General features: G+C 54.2%; 17 protein-coding genes. 5 read left to right on the top strand and 12 right to left on the bottom strand.

What is annotated here, in order from left to right; genetic code table 11:
* Positions 1-61: 61 nt before the first annotated feature.
* The 5 genes from csrA to flgN all read right to left on the bottom strand — a co-directional run bounded on the left by csrA (position 62) and on the right by flgN (position 4,497).
* Positions 62-292: a carbon storage regulator CsrA gene (gene csrA / locus L21SP2_RS05770; protein WP_024267556.1), complete on the bottom strand. Its 231-nt coding sequence runs from the start codon at positions 290-292 to the stop codon at positions 62-64.
* Entirely contained in the window at positions 292-774 is a 483-nt protein-coding gene (fliW, locus tag L21SP2_RS05765) for a flagellar assembly protein FliW (protein ID WP_024267555.1), read from the bottom strand. The genes csrA and fliW overlap by 1 nt, the downstream gene beginning before the upstream one ends.
* Positions 775-777: 3 nt before the next feature.
* Positions 778-2,022, bottom strand: a complete 1,245-nt coding sequence (locus L21SP2_RS05760; RefSeq protein WP_024267554.1) for a flagellar hook-associated protein 3 — start codon at positions 2,020-2,022, stop codon at positions 778-780.
* Between the two features lie 30 nt (positions 2,023-2,052).
* Entirely contained in the window at positions 2,053-3,930 is a 1,878-nt protein-coding gene (gene flgK / locus L21SP2_RS05755; RefSeq protein ID WP_024267553.1) for a flagellar hook-associated protein FlgK, read from the bottom strand.
* An 81-nt stretch (positions 3,931-4,011) separates the two neighbouring features.
* Positions 4,012-4,497: a flagellar export chaperone FlgN gene (gene flgN / locus L21SP2_RS05750; protein ID WP_024267552.1), complete on the bottom strand. Its 486-nt coding sequence runs from the start codon at positions 4,495-4,497 to the stop codon at positions 4,012-4,014.
* Between the two features lie 112 nt (positions 4,498-4,609).
* On the opposite strand from flgN, the gene L21SP2_RS05745 reads away from it, so the two are divergent.
* The 3 genes from L21SP2_RS05745 (at position 4,610) to L21SP2_RS05735 (ending at position 9,046) form a co-directional block, all read left to right on the top strand.
* Entirely contained in the window at positions 4,610-6,496 is a 1,887-nt protein-coding gene (locus tag L21SP2_RS05745) for a glycoside hydrolase family 3 protein (RefSeq protein ID WP_024267551.1), read from the top strand.
* A complete protein-coding gene (locus tag L21SP2_RS16950) occupies positions 6,496-7,410 on the top strand; it encodes a GNAT family N-acetyltransferase (protein ID WP_024267550.1) in 915 nt (304 codons plus the stop codon). Before L21SP2_RS05745 ends, L21SP2_RS16950 begins: the two co-directional genes overlap by 1 nt.
* A 181-nt stretch (positions 7,411-7,591) precedes the next feature.
* Complete coding sequence (locus L21SP2_RS05735) at positions 7,592-9,046, top strand: glycogen synthase (protein WP_041401250.1); 1,455 nt, start codon at positions 7,592-7,594, stop codon at positions 9,044-9,046.
* A gap of 13 nt (positions 9,047-9,059) precedes the next feature.
* Here the strand turns inward: L21SP2_RS05735 and L21SP2_RS05730 are convergent, their stop codons facing one another.
* Both L21SP2_RS05730 and L21SP2_RS05725 read right to left on the bottom strand, forming a co-directional pair.
* Positions 9,060-10,469 carry a ribonuclease H-like domain-containing protein gene (locus tag L21SP2_RS05730; protein ID WP_024267548.1) on the bottom strand — a complete coding sequence of 470 codons (1,410 nt, stop codon included), beginning with the start codon at positions 10,467-10,469 and terminating at the stop codon, positions 9,060-9,062.
* A gap of 107 nt (positions 10,470-10,576) precedes the next feature.
* The gene (locus L21SP2_RS05725) at positions 10,577-12,907 is read right to left on the bottom strand and encodes a DEAD/DEAH box helicase (RefSeq protein ID WP_024267547.1); all 2,331 of its coding nucleotides are present in this window, start codon (positions 12,905-12,907) and stop codon (positions 10,577-10,579) included.
* Positions 12,908-13,035: 128 nt separating this feature from the next.
* Here L21SP2_RS05725 and L21SP2_RS05720 point away from each other — a divergent pair, with 128 nt between their 5' ends.
* A complete protein-coding gene (locus L21SP2_RS05720; protein ID WP_024267546.1) occupies positions 13,036-14,316 on the top strand; it encodes a glucose-1-phosphate adenylyltransferase in 1,281 nt (426 codons plus the stop codon).
* A 114-nt stretch (positions 14,317-14,430) separates the two neighbouring features.
* Here the strand turns inward: L21SP2_RS05720 and L21SP2_RS05715 are convergent, their stop codons facing one another.
* The 5 genes from L21SP2_RS05715 to L21SP2_RS05695 form a co-directional block, all read right to left on the bottom strand.
* Complete coding sequence (locus L21SP2_RS05715; RefSeq protein ID WP_024267545.1) at positions 14,431-14,880, bottom strand: NUDIX domain-containing protein; 450 nt, start codon at positions 14,878-14,880, stop codon at positions 14,431-14,433.
* Positions 14,877-15,290, bottom strand: a complete 414-nt coding sequence (locus L21SP2_RS05710; RefSeq protein ID WP_024267544.1) for a hypothetical protein — start codon at positions 15,288-15,290, stop codon at positions 14,877-14,879. The genes L21SP2_RS05715 and L21SP2_RS05710 overlap by 4 nt, the downstream gene beginning before the upstream one ends.
* A gap of 99 nt (positions 15,291-15,389) precedes the next feature.
* Positions 15,390-15,962: a hypothetical protein gene (locus L21SP2_RS05705; RefSeq protein ID WP_024267543.1), complete on the bottom strand. Its 573-nt coding sequence runs from the start codon at positions 15,960-15,962 to the stop codon at positions 15,390-15,392.
* Positions 15,959-17,692, bottom strand: a complete 1,734-nt coding sequence (locus L21SP2_RS05700) for a bifunctional ADP-dependent NAD(P)H-hydrate dehydratase/NAD(P)H-hydrate epimerase (protein WP_144082940.1) — start codon at positions 17,690-17,692, stop codon at positions 15,959-15,961. Before L21SP2_RS05700 ends, L21SP2_RS05705 begins: the two co-directional genes overlap by 4 nt.
* A 110-nt stretch (positions 17,693-17,802) precedes the next feature.
* Positions 17,803-19,011 (bottom strand): LIC_12708 family protein, encoded by a 1,209-nt coding sequence (locus tag L21SP2_RS05695; protein ID WP_024267541.1) that lies wholly within the window; start codon positions 19,009-19,011, stop codon positions 17,803-17,805.
* Between the two features lie 72 nt (positions 19,012-19,083).
* Here L21SP2_RS05695 and secA point away from each other — a divergent pair, with 72 nt between their 5' ends.
* A complete protein-coding gene (secA, locus tag L21SP2_RS05690; RefSeq protein WP_024267540.1) occupies positions 19,084-21,858 on the top strand; it encodes a preprotein translocase subunit SecA in 2,775 nt (924 codons plus the stop codon).
* Positions 21,859-21,982 lie beyond the last annotated feature (124 nt).

Raw genomic sequence — 21,982 nt, 5'->3', positions numbered from 1 at the left:
TGGCCGGCGCCGCTGATCAGGATGCCCGCCGTTCCGTTCCCGGACCCCGGCCCGGCTGTGCTCAGTCCTTCTTGGGAGGAAAGTCCCCCAGAGATGGCAGGTCCCCGGAGGATTCGGCGGCTCTGCGGTTTTCGTCCTGGATCGCTTCGTACACTTCGTGTCTGAACACCTTCACCGACCTGGGTGCCCGGATCCCCAGTTTCACCTGGTCGCCTTTAATATCCACCACGGCAATTTCTATATCGTCGCCGATCATGATCGCTTCGTTGATTTTTCTGGTGAGTACAAGCATCAGCCGCCCTCCCCTTGGGACATCTCCTGGAGGATGAAGTGTTTGGTTTTCCACTTCGCATCGGTCTGGATGCCCTGCATTCCCAAACGGTCCCGGGGATTGATGATTATGGGCCCCTGGAGGTTGGCAGTCATCTGATTTTTATCCGCAGTGACGGTTACAATGGAGAGAACCAGAAGTTCGGCGGATTCGTCGCTCCCCCGGTACACCAGATCTCCGTCATCCTTCTGCACAATTTCCAGAAGCTCCAGCTCCGCACTCACCACACTCAGTTCATAATCCTTCCGGAACACATCGGGAGAGATCAGCACAAACGCAGTCTGGGCGTTGCTCAGTGACTGGAGCCAGTAAAACGGAGCCTGTGAAGCATCCAGAAGGGCAAAATCGTGATGATCTTCAAAACCGAGAATTCCCTTGGGGAAACTGATAATTTGTTTGTCGTCCACATCGATGCTGCCGAATGCCCGTGAATCAATGGTCATATACTACCTCAGAAAATCCAATAATGTGGTTTGCATTACATCCGCCGCAACTGACAGTGCGGCCTGGTGGGTCTGTTCCAGCATTGCAAATTCGGTGATTGCCTGGGTGAGATCGATATCTGTGAGACGGCTGGCCCGGTCACTCACGTCAACTATCTCCTTCTCGGTGCGTTTAAAGGCCAGTTCCATTCTGCTGGTCTTCGCCCCAACGCTGCCCAGATTGGAGAGCATATTGTTGAGAGCCGAATCGATGCTTCTCAAGCCGTCGCCGCCGATATCGATGGTATCGCCCTGGTACAGGTTATCCCGGAGGCGGATAATGGCATCAAAAGCGCTTCCGCCGAACTGCCGGGCGTCCCTGGAGATATTCTGGGGAGGCCGGCTGTCTCCATCCTGGAGAATCCCCAGATCCTGGAGGACGCTGCCGTTCTCATCAGCCAGCCACAGTTGTCGGGGAGTGGTGGTCTCCATTACCAGTGAATTGCTTACCGGATCCAGCCGGGCCTTCACCTCAGCTCCGGAATCGTTGATTTTGGATATCACCTGATAAACATTATCCCCTTCCCGAAGCGATATTTCTGTACCGTTAACATTGATGGCGCTGTCCGCCTGAACCACATAGTTCTGCGCATCTGTCTCGGCATAGAGCTGCTGGTTTTCCGCCCAGAACACCTGATTTCCCGGAAAGTTCAGTTCTATGTACTTACCGTCGGCAACTTCGGTTTTCCTCTGCCCGATATTTCCGATGTACTCCACATCGGTGACCACCGTGCCTCCCATTCCGGGAATTCGGCCTTCCACCACCCGGTAGGGCAGATTCTGGGTCCGGTCCCCCGAGAAGATGCTGTTGCCCTCACCGTCACGTGCATTGGCACTGCTGATAAACTCCTGAAGAAGCTCATCCACCTGACGTCCCATGGCGGACAGATCGTCCTTGGAATAGGTGCCGTTCCCGCCCATCACCGCGATCTGCCGGATCTCCTGCAGAATATCCACGCCGTGGCGGATATGCCCTTCTGCAGTACGGTAATGCTCCATGCTGTTTTCGATATTATCGCTGAAGCGTTCAAGACGGGTAAGATAGCTCTGCTGCCGCGTGGCGTGAGCTGCGGCTGCTGGATCGTCCCGAAGGTTGAGAATGCGGGTCTGGGCAGCCATGCGGTTTTGCGCCTCATTCATTCGAACCTGTCGGTTTCGTGTATGAAACTGAAGATTATCGTTGGGTAAATTCGTGCTGATTCTATGCATATTCACATCCTTGTGCTAGTACCGGAGGAGTTATACTCCCATCCGGTTGATAATTGTATCCAGCATGCTGTTGAAGGTGCTGATAAACCTGGAAGTGGCATTGTATCCGTGCTGAAATTTCATCATCTGTGCCAACTCTTCATCAATATTCACTCCGGATATTGATGCCCGGGTATCCCGCAGATCCTTCATGATCAGCTCCTGGGTTTCCAGGGCGATTTCCGCCTCCTGCCCCTTGAGTCCGATATATGCGGCGGTATCTGCGAAATAGTCGTCAAAACTGTCGATCTGACCAACCATTACCGGCTGGTTCCGAATGGATGCAATTTCAAGCGCCGCACGGCCGTCACCTACTTCTCCGGGCCTGCCCTGGGCACCGAATCCCGTTGCGATGCTGGCAGGATCGTTGGAAACCTCGTCACTTACCCCGATCCATGCCGAAGGATGTCCAAGGGGGGAAACCTCATAACTCAAGGCTCCTCCCCGGAGGGCTGCAACTGCATCTGCCTGGGCGGATGAATACCCGCCGTCGGCACCGCTTTCCAGCAGAATTCCCGAATATCCCACCAGAAACTGGCCGGAATCCTCCATCTGACGGATTACAAAGTCCGGATTGCTCATCTGGGCCGAAGGTGTGGCCTTCATACTCAGTCGTCCCTCACGGTCAAGTCTGGCAACCACCTCCGCCCCGGAGTTGTTAATCCGGAGGATCACATCCCGGACGGTATCTTCAGACTGATAATCGACCTGTACGGGCCCCTGGGCGCCGTTCAGGGTGATGGTTCCGGCAAGACCGATTTCCTGCTCGGGATCCAGGCTGTTGTTCCCGGTTACACGGAACAGATAGGTTGAGTCGAAAGCTCCGTCGCCGTCGGCATCGAAATTGCCGTTCACATTGTTTACAAAGGGATGTTGATCGAAAAAGTTCAGACCGGTGCGGCCGTTCATGCCGTAGGCGTCACGGTGAACCTCATTCACCAGATCCACAAAATTCACCGCCATGTTGTCCAGGCCCTGAATTTCCTCCCGGACATCCACGTCTCTGAGTTCAATCAGGGCGGCAAGCTTTCCTCCCCGGAAATGGGCCTGTTCCTGGTTGTACTCCCAGATCACATCAGGATTTCCCTCATTCTGAGGATTGGACTGGAGTTCAAATTCCTTGAATTTATCGCCCTGAACCAGCTGAAAACCAGCAGTGTGTACGTTGATCTCATCCGAATCCCGGTAATCCACGGTCACATCGATCAATTGTCCCAGCTCTTCGATGAGAAGGTCCCGGCGGTCCATGAGGTCATTGGGTTCATCGCCGGCTGCCTTCACCTTCACAATCTCATGGTTCAGGGAGGCGATTTCCCGGCTGAGATCATTCACCTGGTTCACCGTCACGTTGATATCGTCATTGAGCATGGAACGGATCTGTTCAAGGCCCTGGTTCCGCAGCTGAATGCCCTCCGCAAGGGCTTTACCGTTCTCCAGAACCGCCTGGCGGGACGCCATCTGATCCGGATATATGGAGAGTTCCTCCCAGCTGTCCCAGAAGCGGTCCATCTGTCCCCGGATGGAAAGGTCGCCGGGTTCATTGTAGATCTGCTCCATTTGAAGGATGTAGCTGTCCCGGGTTTCCCAGTAGCCTTCGCCGTTGGCGTTTGCCACGATTCGGCCTTCCAGCAGTTCATCCCGGACCCGTTCAATTCTGGCGATGTCCACACCCTGCCCGATCTGCCCGGGAGTTTCCGCCCGGTTCAGCTGGGGCCGGTAGAGGGGGTCTGTTGCGGTAAAATGTACCCGCTGTCTGCTGTATCCCTCGGTGGAGGCATTGCTCATATTATGTCCAACGGTGGACAATGCCCGTGAGTGGGCGAACAGTGAGCGTTTGCCCAGTTCAATTCCGGAAAATGTACTCTGCATTATCTACCTCCATGTATACCTTTCATACAAATCTTCGGGGATCCTGCCCGGACCGCCTCTGCTTCCGCCATGCTCTTTGCCTCACAAACTGTGATCCAGCACCACCGGCTGAGCGCTTGTGCTGTGCATTCCCCGGGAAGTGTAGGTTCCGTCCCGTCTCTGGGGGTACAACTCATCCACAATGCCTTCCATGGTCTCCAGCTGGCTGCCGGAATAGGCCATAATTCCTTCATTTACCGTTCGAACCTGAAGCACCGCAATTTTCAGCTCCCGGAATGCCGAGGCAAGCTTTTCCCGTTGCCCGTCTTCCAAAGTGGCAAACAGCATGGTCAGCCCGAATTCCGGAGATATATTCATTTGATTCAGAAGTTCCTCGAACGCCAGCTGCCGCCGGGTTTCGCAGTCCCGGATGCCTTCGGATAATTCCTTCATGGCTGAAATACTCTTCTCCGCCCCGGGATAATCCTTTTCGATTACCGCTTCCTGGAGGTTTACCTGATGCTCCGACAGCTGCTGGAACAGTACGGTCTGGGTTTCGAGTATGCTTTGAAATTCCTGAACAGTCATGACATGCTCCTTCTTCTTTCTCATCATCGGCGTAAGGGGGAGAAAGATAAGGACTTCTTCCAGTGGTTTTACTTGAAATTTTCCCGTGAACCGGGCTACATTCCCAGATACGATGGCCCCGATAGACCTCTATAAACAGAGCGAACAACAGCGCAGCAGCCTGCGCCATTACACTCCCGTGCACCTGGCGGTATTGCTCTCCGCAGTCATTTTTTCCCTGAGCTTTATTTCACCCTCAGGCATCCTTGACGCGGGAACTCTGGGAGGAACCCGGACCGCTCCGTCCATGTCCCGGTCGGGGGGAGGGGCTGCACAGAGTCTCCGGGGCATTGCTCAGGGGGATCTGGTCAGCGATCTCCAGGAGATTCCCGGTGACAGAATGTTCTGGCAGGATATGCCCCGGGACGCCCTGGTTGACAGGCTGATCGGCGATATGAGCGCAGAGGAGCTGGTGGGACAGGTTTTTCTCCTGGGGTGGCAGAGCGAGTACGCGGAAGGCCCCATAATGGAATGGATTGAGCGGCGAAACATCGGCGGGGTTAAAATATTCGGCTGGAACGGGAACGACCTGCAGAAGCTTGCAGAGGCCCTGAATGAGATGCAGGATCTGGCACTTTCCGGCCCCCACGGTATCCCCCTGTTCACCGCCACAGATCAGGAGGGCGGCTGGGTGCGCCACATTAAAGACCGCACCAGCATCACACCGGGGAACATGGCGATCGGCGCATCCTCCGTTCCTCTGGACAGCTACTACAGCGGATACTATATCGGAAGAGAACTGAGAGCCCTGGGAGTAAACATGAACTTCGCTCCCACGGTGGACGTGTATGTGAACAACCAGGCCCATGTGATCGGGCCCCGGGCCTTTTCTTCAGACCCCCGGAAAACCGGTCTGCTGGGAATAGCCTTCTACCGTGGCATGGAGGAAACCGGAGTAATTTCCACGGCCAAACATTTTCCCGGTCACGGTAATGCTCTGGGCGACAGCCACGGCTACATGCCGGTAATAGAGGATGATTTCGAAACCGTATGGGAACGGGACCTTCTCCCCTATCGCATGATGATTCCCGAAGGGCTTCCGGCGGTGCTTTCCGGGCACCTCAGCTTCCCGAATATTTCCGGCAGTCTGCGCCCGGCCTCCCTGAATCCCTATTTCAAGGAAGAGATACTGCGCAAGCAGCTGGATTTCCAGGGAATTGTAATCACCGATGACCTCTACATGGGCGGGGCGATTGAATACGGCGAGAGCCAGGGCTGGGACATGCCCAGAATAGTACTGGAAGCCCTGAAAGCCGGAAACGATATGGTGATGTTATCCAAGACACCGGAAATAAACGATGCAATCTGGAACCTGGTATATGAAACGTACCTTGAAGATGATCAGTTCCGCCGCCGGATTCAGGAAGCTGTGAGAAGAATTCTGGAAATCAAACTCCGGTACCTGAAGCCTGGGTGGAGGGTTCCTCTTGAAGTGAATGCGGAAAACGTTTATGAGCAGATGGCATCGGACAGCGGAAGAAATTTCTTCCAGGAACAGGCGGCCAGAGGTGTTACCCTGATCCGGGATAAAAATGTGCCCTACACGCCGGCGGACGGCGAGCGAATCCTTCTTGCAGGACAGGATATGGATTTTCTCCGGGAGGGCCTGAGACGCTACCCGGATGCGGACCAGTACTATTTTAATTACACCCCGTTCTACAGTGCCGACAGTGAGGTGATCCGTGAAATCGGAAATCTGGCGGACGCCTATGATGTGGTGATCTTCAACCTGGCAAACCCCAACAGCCTCCAGGTACTCCAGAGTCTCAGTGACCTGGGGGACCGGATCATCGTATTTTCCACCCTCACACCGGTATATCTTGAAGAGGTTCCCTGGGTCAAATCTGCGCTGGCAGTGTACGGCTGGGGCATAGAATCCTTTTCCGCGGGCTTTGCAGCCCTGGTGGGAGATATTCCCTTCAAGGGCAATCTCCCGGTTCACCTGAGCCGGAGAGATTAATGCCATGGTTTCAAGCTCAACCGGCCCATGAGGCTGCATTGGAAGATTTTCTCATCCCCAGAGAAATGTATTCCGCAAGCCTGACATCCCGTCTGAAAACCGACCCCAACGCACTCCTCCGCATGCTGGGGGGAAAGCCCGGCAGCAGAATTACCATCCCCAAAGGCGGCCGGGCGGTCTTTCTGGAAACCCCGGATCCCGACGATCCCGGGTCACAGGTGCGTGCCTGTATCTACATTGAAAAAGGCGGAATGGCCTTTCCCCTGTTCAGCCAGGAATATTTCCAGGATTCCCGAATCCCGGTTGACCCTCTTCCCTCTGTTTTTTTCCGGGACTACCTGCCGGGGATCTTTTCTGCCATGGGGATGCAGTCCGATCTAAAGGAATTTCTGGAGCTTACCCGGCTGAAACCCATGCACCGGGAAACCTACACCATGATGTACCGGGATGCTTCCCGCCAGGGACATCATCTGGAGTACCGGCGGGATTGGAGCATACAGCGGGGAAGCCCCCGGGACGGAAAGATTCTCATGCCTCTTCAACTGGGATACGAGGAGGAGGAAGTGGTAATTCCCGGTAAACGGGTCAACCCCAGGGTGGCATTTCATACCCTGATGAAATCCCTGGAAGATCAGCGGCTCATATATGTAATATCCGGAGGAATCCCTGCAGGGAAGGCCCAGACCAACGCCAGAGGAATTACTGTTGAGCAGATCGGAGGGGTCTATACCGCCCCGGCCTGGAGAAGCAGGGGAGTAGGCGCCCAGCTTGTGGAACGTCTGAGCCGGGAAATAATCCGGGAAGGAAAAGGCGTGAGCCTCTTTGTGAAAACCTCCAATCTTCCCGCACGACGGCTTTACGAAAAATGCGGCTTTTTACCCTGCTGCAGCTTCGGCATCTTCTATTTTTCCTGAACCTCCGTGCGGCCGAGCCCTTGTGCCGCCGAGCCTCTAACCTGCCCGATCCGTATGCCGCCGAGCCTCCGTTCCGCCCAGCCCTTATGCCGCGCTGCCCGGTCCATATGCCGCCGGTCGAATTTCGTCTGGCACAAGCCCACCCCTGTATACCGGGGCCTTTTATGGTATTATACGATACATGAAGATACTTATGGTGAGCAGCGAAGTGTACCCCTATGCCAAGGTGGGCGGGCTGGCGGATGTTGTCCCCAACCTCAGCAGGGAACTGTACCGGCAAGGTCACGAAGTTATCATTCTCATGCCCAGATATTATCAGATAGATAGACTTCTGCTTGAACGTCATCCTGCTCCCCTTTCCGTACATCTGGGGGAGGAGGAATACTGGACCGGTCTGTATCATCAGACAATGACCGACAGCCATGTTGAGGTTTACTTCCTGGAACATGAACAGCTTTACGGCAGGGAGGGGATTTACGGCCCCCCTTCGGGCGGTGACTTCTCCGACAATCCCATCCGCTTCGCCCTCCTTTCCAAAGCGGCATTCCAAGTGTGCAGACTTCTGGGATGGTATCCGGATATTATTCACAGTCATGACTGGCCCAGTGCCCTCACCGCAACCTATCTTGCCCGGCAGGAGCACAGCGGCGAGTTTCTTCACACCCGATCGGTGTTTACAATTCACAATATCGGCTATCAGGGACGATTCCCGGAAGAGCTGATCCACGGGCTGGGATTCGGCACGGAAGAAGCGGAACATCTGGGGCTGATATTTCAGGGGGAACTGAATTTCCTCCGCTCCGCATTGGTGAACGCCCACAAAATTTCCACAGTCTCTCCCCACTACGCCCAGGAGATTCTTTCTCCCGGAGCAGGTTTCGGCATGGAAGATATTCTCAACAGCCGCGGAAAAGATGTAAGGGGAATTCTCAACGGGATGGATTATGATACCTGGAATCCCGCCGCAGACCAGAACCTGCCCTACCCCTATGATGTGGCAGAGCTGGCCAATAAGGCGCTGAATAAAAACTTTGTTCAGCAGGAAGCGGGCATGGAGATCAGCGCCCGGCCGCCCCTTGTGGGGATGGTATCCCGGCTGGTGGATCAAAAAGGTTTTGATATCCTCCTGGGACCCGACGGCAGCAACCTGGATCGAATTTGCCGTGAACTGGATTTACAGCTGATCATTCTCGGAACCGGCGACCCGGCCATCGAGAAAAGCCTTCGACAGGCCGGTGACCGCTACAATAACCTGAGGGTGTATATCCGCTACAATGAGAAGATGAGCCACATCATACAGGGGGCAAGCGATTTTTTTCTCATGCCCTCCCGCTACGAGCCCTGCGGACTTACCCAGATGTACGCCCTGCGGTACGGCAGCCTCCCTGTGGTAAGCAGGACAGGGGGTTTGGCAGATACGGTGGTGGACATCGACGAGAACCCTTCAGAAGGCACAGGGATCATTCTGGAAAGCCCCATGAGCGAAGATGCGCTCTATGGGGCTCTGAAACGCTCGGTGCAGCTGTGGCAGCAGCAGCGCAGCATCTACGAGGCGGCCCAGCGACGGGGTATGCACCTGCGCTTTGACTGGAAGCACTCCGCCGACGCCTACGGGGAAATGTACGCTCAGGACTGACATCCGCCGGGGCTCACCCCCTTCTGGAGATCTTCCGGCGGATCCGTTCCCTCCGGTATTCCAGCCGGCGTATCCGGATATCCTCAGCCCCGTGCTCCTGAGCTGCCCGATTTCCTGAGCCCCCGGGATCTGCCGAAGCCGGATCCCGGCCCGCATCCGGGGTAAGTCCCGGCAGCTCTTCTTTCAATCCGGAGCGTTCTTCCTGCAGAACCCTGTCTATCAGCCGGAGGGCTGAAGAATAATCTTTTCGCCGGTGCTCGAATTCAATGAGGATATTGGTAAGCGCATCATGATCCCGGTACGTTTCAAAGAGTTTCTGCCATACGGGAAAGGCAGCTTCGTACTCCCTGCGCCGTTTCAGCAGCCCCGCCAGCATGAGAAGCTCCCTCTGCCCTGCTGCATGTTCTCTCAGGATATCCAGGGCTTCTTTTTCCATGCCCGCCGAAAGAAGCTGCCTGGCAGCACCTTTCACAGAGACTGCAGGCGTCAGGACACCCTGCTGCAGATTTTCCAACTCCCGGTGCATCCGGATATGGAGCCTGGCAAGGCTCACGATATCCTGGGCGTGATGGGCGAAAACCGGTTCAAGATCCCGGTAGGCGGAGGGCATCTTCCCTTCTATCTCTAGATCGGCTTCCCTCTGGACCCTGAAATAGAGATCGGGGATTTCGCTGCCGGGAATGTCCAGCTCCCGCCGGATATTCAAAACGTGGTCCTCCATATCCGAAAGTCTGCATCGCTCAAGCCCCTGGCCGAAAAGACGCCGGGCAATATAGAGAAGATCCAGCTGACGGTACATGGGGCAGACCAGACCGTTCATCACATAGCGGCTGGTCAAAAGGGGATAATCGAAACTTCTTCCGTTATAGCTTACATACACAGCTTCTTCTTCCATTGATTCCCCCATAGCCGTGAGGAACTCCGGCTCCCAGGGAAAATCCCCCAGAAACCACTGCTGAACCTGGAAACCCTGATCCGTAAAACGGCCCGAACCGAACAGAAACACATAGGTGCCCGCACCTGATGAGAGCCCTGTGGTCTCGGTATCGTAATAACGGTACTCATCCCAGCCGCTGCCGTTCCACCCAAGCCCGGGGTGAGGGGAAGATGAGGGTGGAGAAAGCTCATAGTTTAGGACCCTGGTCCAGACCATAGGATAAAGGGATATCCACCCTCGTGATTCAGCGGGGGCGGATTCATCCAACCCGTCTGATCCATCTGAACGGGCCCGGGCTGCCCCATCTGATGGGGCCGGTGCCGGGGGAATTTCCCGCCGGGTTTCATGACGGCTGCCGGCGGTCTCCGGCGGCGGAGAGGGCTTACGGGTCGGAGAGGGCGTATGGGCCGGAGAAGATTTTGCGGCCGGAGAGGGCTTTTGAGACTGCTGCTCCTTGATCTTTTTTATTCGTTCGTACAGATCCATCCGGGCTGCCTCTTTCTCCTGTGTGTATAAATTTCAGCCGTCGCCGGCACGTTCCGATTTTCCCGCACTTGGCCGATCTGTGGACTGATCAGCTGCCGGCGGGCTGATCAGCTGCCGGTGGCTTCCATCCAGCGGGAGATAAACTGAATTACCATGGGCTTGGGGTTCTCTCCGATCTCTTCATCTTTCAGCCGGGGGCCGATGCAGGAAGGACAGCCTTCCTCACAGGGACAGTTTTCCACAAGCTCAAGGGATGCCCGAAGTATTTCCGGGAGTTTTCCCACCAGAGTCGCACTGAGTCCTGATCCTCCGGGATATTTATCGTATACGTATAGTGCAGGAGAAGCAAAATGGGGATCCCGTATCCGCTCGGCGATGCCCAGATCCCTGGGATCACAGAGCAGGAAGGCGGGTGCGGTGGCCTGGATGAGGTTACCCAGCCGGCTGATCACTGCTGTCTGTTCACCGGGTTCCCTGGAGAGAAATATTTTTCCGGGAGGAGAATCCTTCTCCAGGAGGATTACCGCCGAATTGGTGTGCATTTCCTCTTCGGGAAGGTGAATTTCGCCGAAACCGATATTTTCATGACTGTTGAATCGAAGCTTCTTGAATTTGGCGACCTGGGTACGCACCAGAATATCCCCGAACACCACAGTTGCCCCCAGAACTCGATGCTGCTCATCTTCTTCAAGCACCTTGATGTCCCGTTTCACCACTGCATCAGTGTAGTAGTTCAGCTCTTTCTGCTCCACATAGCAGCGGCGCTCTTCAAGATCGAGCTGATGTACCACATACTGCTCCCCCCGATGAATGTACACGGCTTTGGGATAAATCAGCTCCTTGGCGCTGGGTCGGTCCATTTCCCCGATGACGGTATTTTTTCCGGCGGTTGTATCGATAATCACCACATTGTCGGTGGTTGCCGAGCGCAGGCTGATTCCCTCGGCGGGATAGCCCCGGTCGGACCAGTAGTATCTTCCCCGGCTCAATCGTACCGTGCCATCCTCCTCCAGAATCCGGAGAAACATGGGGGCGTCGGGAAACTCCCGGTCCCCGTTTTCGGGAAAGGGAAGCTCGAAGGCTGCGCATTTAATATGATCCATTCGGACATAAAAGTTTTCCGGATTAATAAACCCCGCCTCGGGACTGGAGCCCAGAAAGTATCCGTTGTTTTTGACCATGTACTGATCCAAAGGAGAAGCGGAGGCCACGAGGATTGCAATGCTCCGGCTGGCGCTTCGCCCTGCCCTTCCTGCCTGCTGCCATACCGATGCGATGGAACCAGGGAACCCTGCCATTACCGCCGCATCAAGCCCACCGATATCAATACCCAATTCCAGTGCATTGGTAGAAACCACCCCCTGTATGAGACCTTCACGCAGACCCTTCTCAATTTCCCGTCGCTCATTCGGAAGATATCCGCCCCGGTAGGCTTCCACCCGGATCCGTTCATTGTCGCTGTAGAGATTTTCAAGGCTTTTTCTGATGTAGCCGGCAATAAGCTCAACCCGGACTCTGCTCCGGGCAAAGACGATGGTCTTCACCCCGCCCCTGAGCAGTCTCAGGGCGATCCTCTGGCTCTCTTTTACCGTTCCCCGGCGGATGCCCTGTACCCGGTCAACCAGCGGAGGATTGTAAAGCACCAGATGCTTCTCCCCGGAAGGGGCTCCGTTGGTATCTATGAGTTCCACATCAGAATTAATCACTCTGGCTGCCAGTTCTGCAGGGTTTCCGATGGTGGCGGAGCAGCAGATGAACCGGGGACTGCTGCCGTAAAACCGGCATATTCTCTGAATTCTCCGGATCAGGTTGGCCAGATGACTGCCGTGAATCCCCCTGTAGGCATGAAGCTCATCGATCACGATGTAGCGGAGGTTCTTCAGAAACTTGATCCACTTGGGATGGTTGGGAAGAATTCCCGCGTGCATCATATCCGGATTGCTGATGATAATCTGTCCTTTCTCCCGGGCGCTGCTTCTGAGACTTGCAGGAGTGTCGCCGTCATAGGTGGCGATATTCACCCCCAGTTCGGAGTTCAGGGTGAGTTCATTCAGCGCTGACTGCTGATCCTGAGACAGAGCCTTGGTGGGAAAAAGATACAGCGCTCTGCTGTCCGGCTCGTTGAGAATGGTCTGGAGTACGGGCAGATTGTAGCTCAAGGTTTTTCCGGAAGCCGTGGGGGTGACGATTACCATGTGCTTTCCCGCATGTGAGCTGGTGAATGCTTCAGCCTGATGGCTGTAGAGCCGGTCTATCCCTCTGTTCCTGAGGCCGTCAGCTATTTTGGGATTAAGCTCCGGGGGAAATTCCGAATACACACCTTCCCTGGGGGGGATCACCTCCCAGTGGGTGACGTGTTTCATAAAATCCGGATCATTCCGGAGCTGCTGGATAATATCCTCATCCTGGGCGTTCATCGTTTTTCCGTTTTCGGGCATTGCACTATCCTACCCGGTTTTCCGAAAAAAAAGAAGAATTAACCGGTTTAGTTCGGCCTTTTCCCCCTTGCAGATCGGGACAATTTTTCTCAAGATGATATAGGACACAGTAAGTTAAGGAGATTCATATGCCCCAGGTTCTTACAATTATTCTCGGCGGAGGAAAAGGGACAAGACTCTATCCCCTTACTAAGAACCGGGCCAAACCCGCCGTTCCCTTCGGCGCAAAATACCGGCTGGTGGATATTCCCATCAGCAATTCGATAAATGCAGGTTTTAAAAACATCTATGTGCTGACCCAGTTCAACTCAGCTTCCCTGCATCTCCACCTGGCAAACACCTATATCTTCGATTCCTTCACCAAAGGTTTTGTTGAAATTCTGGCCGCCGAGCAGAGTTTTGATCAGGCGGGCTGGTATGAAGGAACCGCCGACGCCGTACGGAAAAACATGCATCATTTTAAAACCCAGCGACCCAGCCACTATCTCATTCTTTCAGGCGATCAGCTCTACAGAATGGATCTGGCGGATTTCTTTCTCAAGCATATCGAAAGCGGCGCAGACGCCACAATTGCAGCCACCCCGGTAAGCAGGGACGCCGCCGGGGGGTTCGGAATTCTGGAACTGAACAGCAAAGGTACGGTGAAGGGCTTTCTGGAGAAACCCGAACCCGGGCAGAACATTGAAGAAATGCGCATTCCCGACCGCCTTCATCCCGACACAGAGATGCGCAAGGAAGGCCGGGATTATCTGGGCTCCATGGGTATATACCTTTTCAAGGCAGACGTAATGGAAAAGGCTTTGGACAATGCCCTCACCGATTTCGGTCATGAAATCATTCCGGGACTGATAAAAAAGCACAAGGTTCAGTCCTATATATACACAGGATTCTGGGAAGATATCGGTACCATCCGGAACTTCTATGAAACGAATCTCAGTCTGGCGGGCATTTACCCCTCGTTTAATTTTTATGACGAGGCCATGCCTATCTACACCCATAAACGGGACCTGCCCGCCAGTAAATTCAACTTCAGCTCAATCAGCCAGAGCCTGACCGCCGACGGCTGCATCATCACCAACGCGAATATCACCAATTCCATTGTGGGCATCCGTACCTTTATTGAATCCGGTGCGAACCTGGACGGAGCAATTTGCATGGGAGCCGACTATTACGAAACACCTGTTGAGAGACAGGAAAACCGTGAGAGCGGCATTCCCGATATCGGAATAGGCGGAAAAACCATGATCAAAAACGCCATCATCGACAAGAATGCCCGAATCGGCCAGGGATGCCGCATCGGAATCGATAACATTGACCGAAAAGAGGGTGACAACGGATTTTACTATGTTCGGGACGGTATTATTGTAGTGCCGAAGAACACCATCATTCCCGACGGGACGGTTATTTAAGCGCAGCTTTTCCGAATGCCGGCAGTAATTTGCCGATTCCTCCGGCCTCCATCTGTCGTCACGGATTTGTGTCAGATTTCTTCTGTGGGTGGGAGAGCAGCAAAACCTGTCTGACTAACGAAGATCCGGAAGGTTTTGGGTCAAGAGGGCTTTGAGGAGCTTCCGGTCCGAATCAACAAGGAGATCCGGCGTATTTTTGAGAAGCTTTTCAAGTGAAGGGCGGGAAAACCACTCAATTTTATCATGAAGAAGAGAATTTTCCGGGACTTCCCGGGATTGAACACGGTATCCCAACAGCCGGTGATGAACTCCCCGATGGGTAAATTCGGAGCTTCCGGAAAAACCAAGTACCCGGACAGTGATCAGAAGTTCCTCCTTCCATTCACGCACCAGGGCGGTTTCCGGTGATTCTCCATTTTCACATTTTCCCCCGGGCAGTTCCCAGCGGCCGTCCATGCTTCCCCCTTCATCTTTCCGGAGGGCCAGCAACAGCCGGCCGCCCAGGAAGTACAAACCGGCAACAGATATTACCGTTGACGGGAAGGAAGATGTTTCTGCTGTCACAGCACCTGTATTCCGGGAAAAATGAAGTGCACAAGGGCAATGAAAACAATGAGAACGCCGATGATATTTCTGTGTCGAAGAAAAAGGCGTTCAAAAGTGATGAACAGTGCTGCAGGCGCCTCGGATTTCTGGACAAAATAGTCGCTGATCAGCATAAGGGAGGCAAGTGCCCCGCTGAGAACCGGAAGAATATCCCCAAGGACTGCAAGGTTTCCCGGATGAGGGAAAAAGAGACGCAAGAGGGTGAGGATCGCCATTACCACCCCCAACATCAGTACAAACCTGGGTGAAAGGACTTTTTCTGCACTGAAAACTTCACCGCACTTCAACCGCTGATCAAACCATCCGAATGAGAGAATGAATCCTGAGAATCCTAATGCAAGTACAAATAAGCTGAATATTTGAAACATTCTGTTCCTCCTTTGAGAGATCCGGAAAACATCCGTAATTGGGGAATTTCCAGTATCTCCTTGGTATAAGTGTACTGATTCTCACTGCGTTATTCCAGTTTATTCAAGTTTCACCTGACGGCGGAGAATAATCTCCCGGTTTCCGGTTCGCAGCCTGGCGACAATTACCGGAATGCTGCGGTCCTGGTCTAGCAGTTCACCGGGTAGCCGAAAACGGATTATCCGCTCTCTGTCACTTCGATCCGGCAGGAGATCCCGGATTACCCATTCTTCGGGGGAAAAGTCATCGGAATTTTCCCGGCCGGAGGCAGTTTCAAGACTCACCTCAACGGTACCCGGACTTCCGGATACCAGATCCTCCAGGGCCGTGATCTTCACTGTGGCCAGAATTTCATCCCCGAACTGCATTGCTCTGAGCTGGAATTGATGGTTCCCGCTCTCGGCTGTGCTGGGATCGGGTTTCAGAAGGGTATTGAATATGATGAAGATAATAATGATCAGCAGGATATCGATGATCAGCAGCACATTTCCCCGGTTTTTCCTGAACCATGAGCGATTATCCACCCTTCCCAGGGTATCGCCTGCAAGATTCATCCGGTCCTCCCGGCTGTAGTGAAAATGATACTGATCGCTGCCGGGGATACGGGTCTCCGGTGATTTCGGTTCTCTCATTGGTCCACCCCTCCAAACTGCAGTTCCCCGATAATCTGTCCAACCCGGGGAAGCAGTTCAGCAGATGTAAAAAACCCGAGAGCTGCAAAACATCTTCTGCCTGCCTCACTGTGAATGAGCACCCCGGCTCTCAAAGCGTCCCAGGCATTCAGCCCCCTTCCCAAAAGGGCTGAAATGATACCCCCGAGACAGTCCCCGCTGCCGGCAGTTCCAAGTGCCGGATTTGAGGCATCCAGCACGGCGCTGTGACCCTTCTCATCCGCCAGATAGCTGAGGGAAGACGTGATCACCACAGCAGCCTGAAAGCTTTGTGCAATTTTTCCTGCAGCGGTCAGGGGATCCTGAAGAATTTCCTGGGTATCAGTGTTCAGGAGAGCTGCGGCTTCCCCGGGATGAGGCGTCATGATCAATGCCGGTTCACGGCGGGCAAGGAGTATTTTCAATTCTGCATCCGCCGCCGCCAATTGCAGGGCATCGGCATCCAGAAGCAGAGGAAGGCTGGAAGCCCCGAGGGACGCAAGAATACCGCTCTGGTCCTTTCTCTGGTCCTTTTTTTGGCCCCAGCCCGGTCCTGCCAGTGCGGCGGTGCCCCAGGTTCCGGGCTGAAATCCGTCGGGAGAAAGGATGCCTGTCATGAGGGAGGGATCCCCTGCAGATGCAGCATCCAGGACACTGGGGTCGGCATTGTACAGTTTTACCAGTCCGGCTGAGGCATGGAGGGAGGCGGAGGCGGAGAGCCGGGCTGCACCGGTCATCCCCTGACTGCCAGCGTACACCTCCACTTTTCCCCGTACACCCTTGTGGGCGTCTGCAGGCAGGGGAGGAACAAGCTGCCGGAGCATACGGGGAGTGAGCAGTTCGCTGAGTCCCGTATCTGTCAGGGCTGCTTCCTTGCCGGGGTATGAAGCAATCAGGGCTTCCTGCCTGGAAGGAGGAAAACCTATGGTGATTGTGCGGATATCTCCGGCGAACTTCCGGATTTGGGGCCGGTAGAGATAGCGCCGGGGAAACTGTACAGCCAGGGTTACATCAGCCTGGAGCACCGGCCACCGGGGGGAAGCCTTTTCACTGCTGCCACTGGGTACATCCAGGGCATAGCGCCGGCCGGGCCATGAATTCCAGATCTTCACCAGCCGTTCCATTCCGTGATTCAACTCCGGGCCGGAATGGGCGGCTTTCGGGCCGGTCTCGGATTGAGCAGGAAACAGCGGACGGCTTATACCCGATCCCAGGAATCCGTCAACCAGAACCCACGAAGAAGCCTCCGGCTCCCGGGCTTCAAGAAATTCACACAACCGGACCCAGCCCTGATCCCGGGAATCCTTTCGGAGAGCGTGTACCCTGGACCGATCCCTGTCCAACGCTGTCAGCATGTCAGAGAGTAGCTGATCTTCCTTTGAAGGGTGCAGATAAAAAACTTCCACCGGATAGCCGTCGCGGATAATATGACGGGCAGCAACCAGAGCGTCTCCGCCGTTATGGCCGGGGCCGGCGAGAATACAGAAACCAGGTCGTCCGGGAATGCTCTGAATATCCCTGAGCATCTCCCGGGCCATGGCACCGCCTGCCTGCTCCATGAGAATCATTTCGGGTACAATGGCCGCCGACTCACGGTCAAAAGCCCTCATACGATCCGTGTCGGCAATAAATCCGAAAGTACCCCCGATACCGTCCGGCCGTCCCGCTGATCCTCCGGCCCGGATCTGTTTCTGAATACTGTCTTCTGCCATCACATCTTCCTTTCTCTCCGCTGCTTCACTGCACGGGCGTTTCCCTGCATGGCCCCATTTCCAGGGATCTTCCCCTGGAATATTTCCGGAAACCGCATCCACGTAAGAAATCAGGGAAGCAGTTCGTCGGCCCTCCACCAATACAGGGCTACTCCGCCGGGGTCGCCCAGCAGGGCGGTGATGATTCCTTCCCGTGATACCGTGTAATCATTGAAGAAAATATCGGGATTTTCGATCCGGAGAATTCTCCGTGCAACCAGCCTGCCCTCATTATCCATGATAATCAGTGTGTGTTCAAAACTGTTGTTTCTGCTGATAAAAAATAAATGCCCGTCAGCTGCGGTCCCGATGAATTCGAAAAGATACTGGATGTATTCCAGCCCCTCCTGCCCCGGAAGGGGCTGGAGATTCTCCGGCAGCTCAAATGATCCGCTATAGACGCTTTCGGGGAGATCAAGGGTGTACACCGCCGATGTGACATTCTCTCCGTTCTCCTGCTCGAAATTCACGTGCAGGTATAGGCGGTATGCCTCCATATCGGGATAAATCGTCTCCAGAGACGGGAAGGTGCCCTGGTCGCCGGCAGGCAGATGATCTTCGTCAATACGAAGGGTGTACAGAATATCGCCGTCTCTGTTGTACCAGAATATTTCGTAGGCGTTCAGGCTCCGGGTGGTAACCACCAGATCATCACGGGCGGTAAGATTCATGGACACAATAAAAGGAAATGGCGTGCCGCCCACACCTTCCTGGCCGATATAATCCAGATAATTGCCCGAAGGTCCAAAGCGGTGAATCACATGCTGCAGGGCGGTTCCCGTTTCCTGATCCAGAAGTCTGCGCTCCGGGGCAACGTGATCCTCAACCAGAAGGACATGGTCCTCCGTTACTGCAATATTACCAATGTCCCGGAACGGAAAGGCGGTGGCGCTGCGGTTCACCACCATCTGCTCATCCTGACGGGATGAGAGGAGTACCGGCCGGGGATTTTCATTTTCATTATAGATCAGAGAAATGAGGTCACCGTAGGAGGAGAATTCCATCACCTTGGATCCAAGGGAGTTGCCGATAAAAATCAGGCCCTGATACATATAGAGAGAATTTTTCCGATTCGGAAGAGTGTTGCCCCGGTGAAAAATATCAACCTCATCCTCGAGAATTCCCACGGGAAGGTCAAAAAGCTTTTCAGCCTCAAGAATTTCTCCCCCTCCTCCGCTTCCGCAGGAGGAGAAAAGACTGATCAGCAGAAGAATACCCGGGATAACGAAACTCGCGATCAGCCACCGCTTTCCGGATCTGGTCTCAAGAGCTGTATACATGCCACGATAGTAATGAGGCTGGTACTCTCTGTCAATCTTGACCGGCAAAGGAGCTGAGTATAGACTCATGTCATGTTACAAGGACTATTTGAATCGTTATTCGGCAATAAACATGAACAGGATCTGAAGGATCTCCTGCCCATCCTTCATGAGATAAACGCCTTGGAAAGCTGGGCACGAAAACTGGAAGCGGAAGACTTTCTCAGCCGGACCCGTGAAATGAAAGCTCATCTTGCGGATCAGGGAGATATGTCGGAAATTCTCCCCAAAGCCTTTGCCATGGTGCGGGAAGCTGCCAGACGAACGCTGGGTGAACGGCCCTATGATGTGCAGATCCTCGGGGGAATTGCCCTGCATCAGGGAAGAATCATGGAGCTGAAGACCGGTGAAGGGAAGACCCTCTCAAGTGTTGCCCCCGCATACCTGAACGCCCTTGAAGGCAGGGGCGTGCACATGGTGACGGTGAATGACTACCTTGCCAAGCGGGACGCCGAATGGATGGGTCCGGTTTTTGAATATCTTGGTCTCAGTGTGGGTTACGTGATCGGTCAGCTTCCCCTTGATCAGAGAAAGGATGCCTACGACAAAGATATCACCTACGGAACCAACAACGAAATTGCCTTTGATTACCTCCGGGATAATATGCGCTATTCCCGGCGGGAAAAGATGCAGCGGGGACATCACTACTGCATCATCGATGAAATCGACTCCATCCTCATAGACGGCGCCAGAACACCCCTGATTATTTCAGGCCCCACCCAGGAAGACACCCGAAAATACGTGGAAGCCAAAAAAGCGGTTCAGTATCTTCAGGAGTGCGCCAAGGATCCGGCCACAGATGATTATCCGGAAGAACCGGTGGGTGATTACAAGGTGGAGGAAAAGAACAAAAAGATCAGCTTCACCGATGACGGTCTCACCAGCCTTGAATCGGCTTTTCAGCAGCAGAAAACCTTCAGCGGCAGCTTATATGACAGTGAAAACTTTGAGTATATTCACTATGCAACCCAGGCCTTGAGGGCGAAGCTGCTGTTTCACAAAGACACCCATTATGTGGTGAAAGACGGCATGGTGGAAATCGTGGATGAGTTCACCGGCCGTATTCTTCACGGAAGACGCTACAGCGAAGGCCTTCATCAGGCTATCGAAGCCAAAGAAGGCATAAAAATCCAGCAGCGAAGCCGTACCCTTGCCAGCATTACGTTTCAGAACTTTTTCAGAATGTACAACAAGATCAGCGGTATGACCGGTACTGCTGCTACAGAGGAAAAGGAATTTCAGAAAATTTACGGTCTTGATGTGGCCGTGATCCCCACCAACCGTCCGGTGATTCGAAACGACCAGGATGATGTAATATTTCTGGACGAGAAAGCAAAATTTAACGCTATCTGCGACGAGATCCAGGAAGTATCCCGGAAGGGTCAACCTATTCTGGTGGGTACCGTTTCAATCGATAAATCCGAGCGGCTCTCACAGCTTCTTACCAAGCGCGGTGTTCGCCATGAGGTTTTGAATGCAAAAAACCACGCCAGAGAAGCGCTGATTGTGGCTGAGGCGGGAGCTGAAGGTTCGGTGACCATCGCCACCAACATGGCCGGCCGTGGTACCGACATCAAACTGGGAGGAAATCCCGATTTCAGAGCCCGGCGGGCCGCCGGAAGCGATGCGGACGATGCCGCCCTGGAAGCTTCATTCGCAAAGGAACGGGAAAAATGGATTCCCCAGAACCGGCGGGTGAAGGAGCTGGGAGGACTCTATATTCTGGGTACCGAGCGGCATGAAAGCCGGCGGATAGATAACCAGCTCAGGGGACGAAGCGGCCGTCAGGGTGATCCCGGTCGGAGTAAATTCTTTTTATCCATGGATGATGAGCTGATGCGCCTCTTCGGAGGGGGAGCGGCAAATATGAAATCGCTGATGGCCAGGGCCGGACTGCAGGGTGAAGTAGCCATGAACCACCCTCTTCTGAACCGGGCCATCGAGCGGGCGCAAAACAAGGTTGAAGAAAGAAACTTCGAAATCCGGAAACATCTGTTGAAATTTGATGATGTACTGAACGAACAGCGCAAGTTTATTTACGATCAGAGAGACAGCATTCTTCAGGATGATGAACTGATCCAGAGAGTACTGGCCAGTGTGGAAAACAGTCTGGAAGGCTTCAGCGAAGCATACGGCAGCCGGAAGGTACTGGGAGAAGCCGGTGTGGCAGAGCTTGCAGACCATTTGAAAGAGGAACTGCTGTACAGCCTGCCGGGTAAAACATCAGATTACGCCCATTTTACCGCAGAGCAGGCGGGTGAACACATTCGCGCCCTGATCAGAGACGAACTCAGCTCCAAGGAACAGGATATCGGCAAGGATGTTCTGAACCTGGCTCTCCGCCGAGAATATCTGATGAATATTGATAACGGCTGGCAGGATCACCTTGAGAACCTGGAAGCCCTCCGGGAAGCCGTCTACCTGAGAAGCTACGCCCAGAAAAATCCTCTGCTTGAGTACAAACTGGAAGGGTTTCAGATCTTCGATGAGATGATACAGCGAATCCGCCTGGCGGTTGCCCGGAAGCTGATTCTGGTACGCACCAAAGGCCTTGAGCAGCCCGCTGCGGTACAGATGCCCAGGGGTGAAGTGAAGCATCAGGAATTGAATCTTCTCAGCCGTTCCGGGGGAGCTGCACCTTCCCAGGGTGCCAGGGCAGCCTCCGGCGGATCCGGCTCAGGCTCCCGCAAAGGTCCCCTGCCCGGCCAGAAAGCCGCAACAGTTGTCCGCTCCCAGCCGAAAGTGGGAAGGAATGACCCCTGCCCCTGCGGAAGCGGAAAAAAATACAAGCATTGTCACGGGGCCTGAAAACGGCCCCCACGGCCTGTCGATTTCGGAGCGGAGTCCCTGACCTCGTTCTTCCCGGACCTATTACGTTGCGCCGGGATATCTTCGGAAGGATTTTCAGGAGTCTGTCAGTATGTCGGATTTT

The organism is Salinispira pacifica (assembly GCF_000507245.1).
In the GTDB taxonomy this organism is placed as follows: domain Bacteria; phylum Spirochaetota; class Spirochaetia; order DSM-27196; family Salinispiraceae; genus Salinispira; species Salinispira pacifica.
The sequence above is the reverse complement of the archived record's forward strand: the minus strand, read 5'-3'. Positions and strand labels throughout refer to the sequence as shown.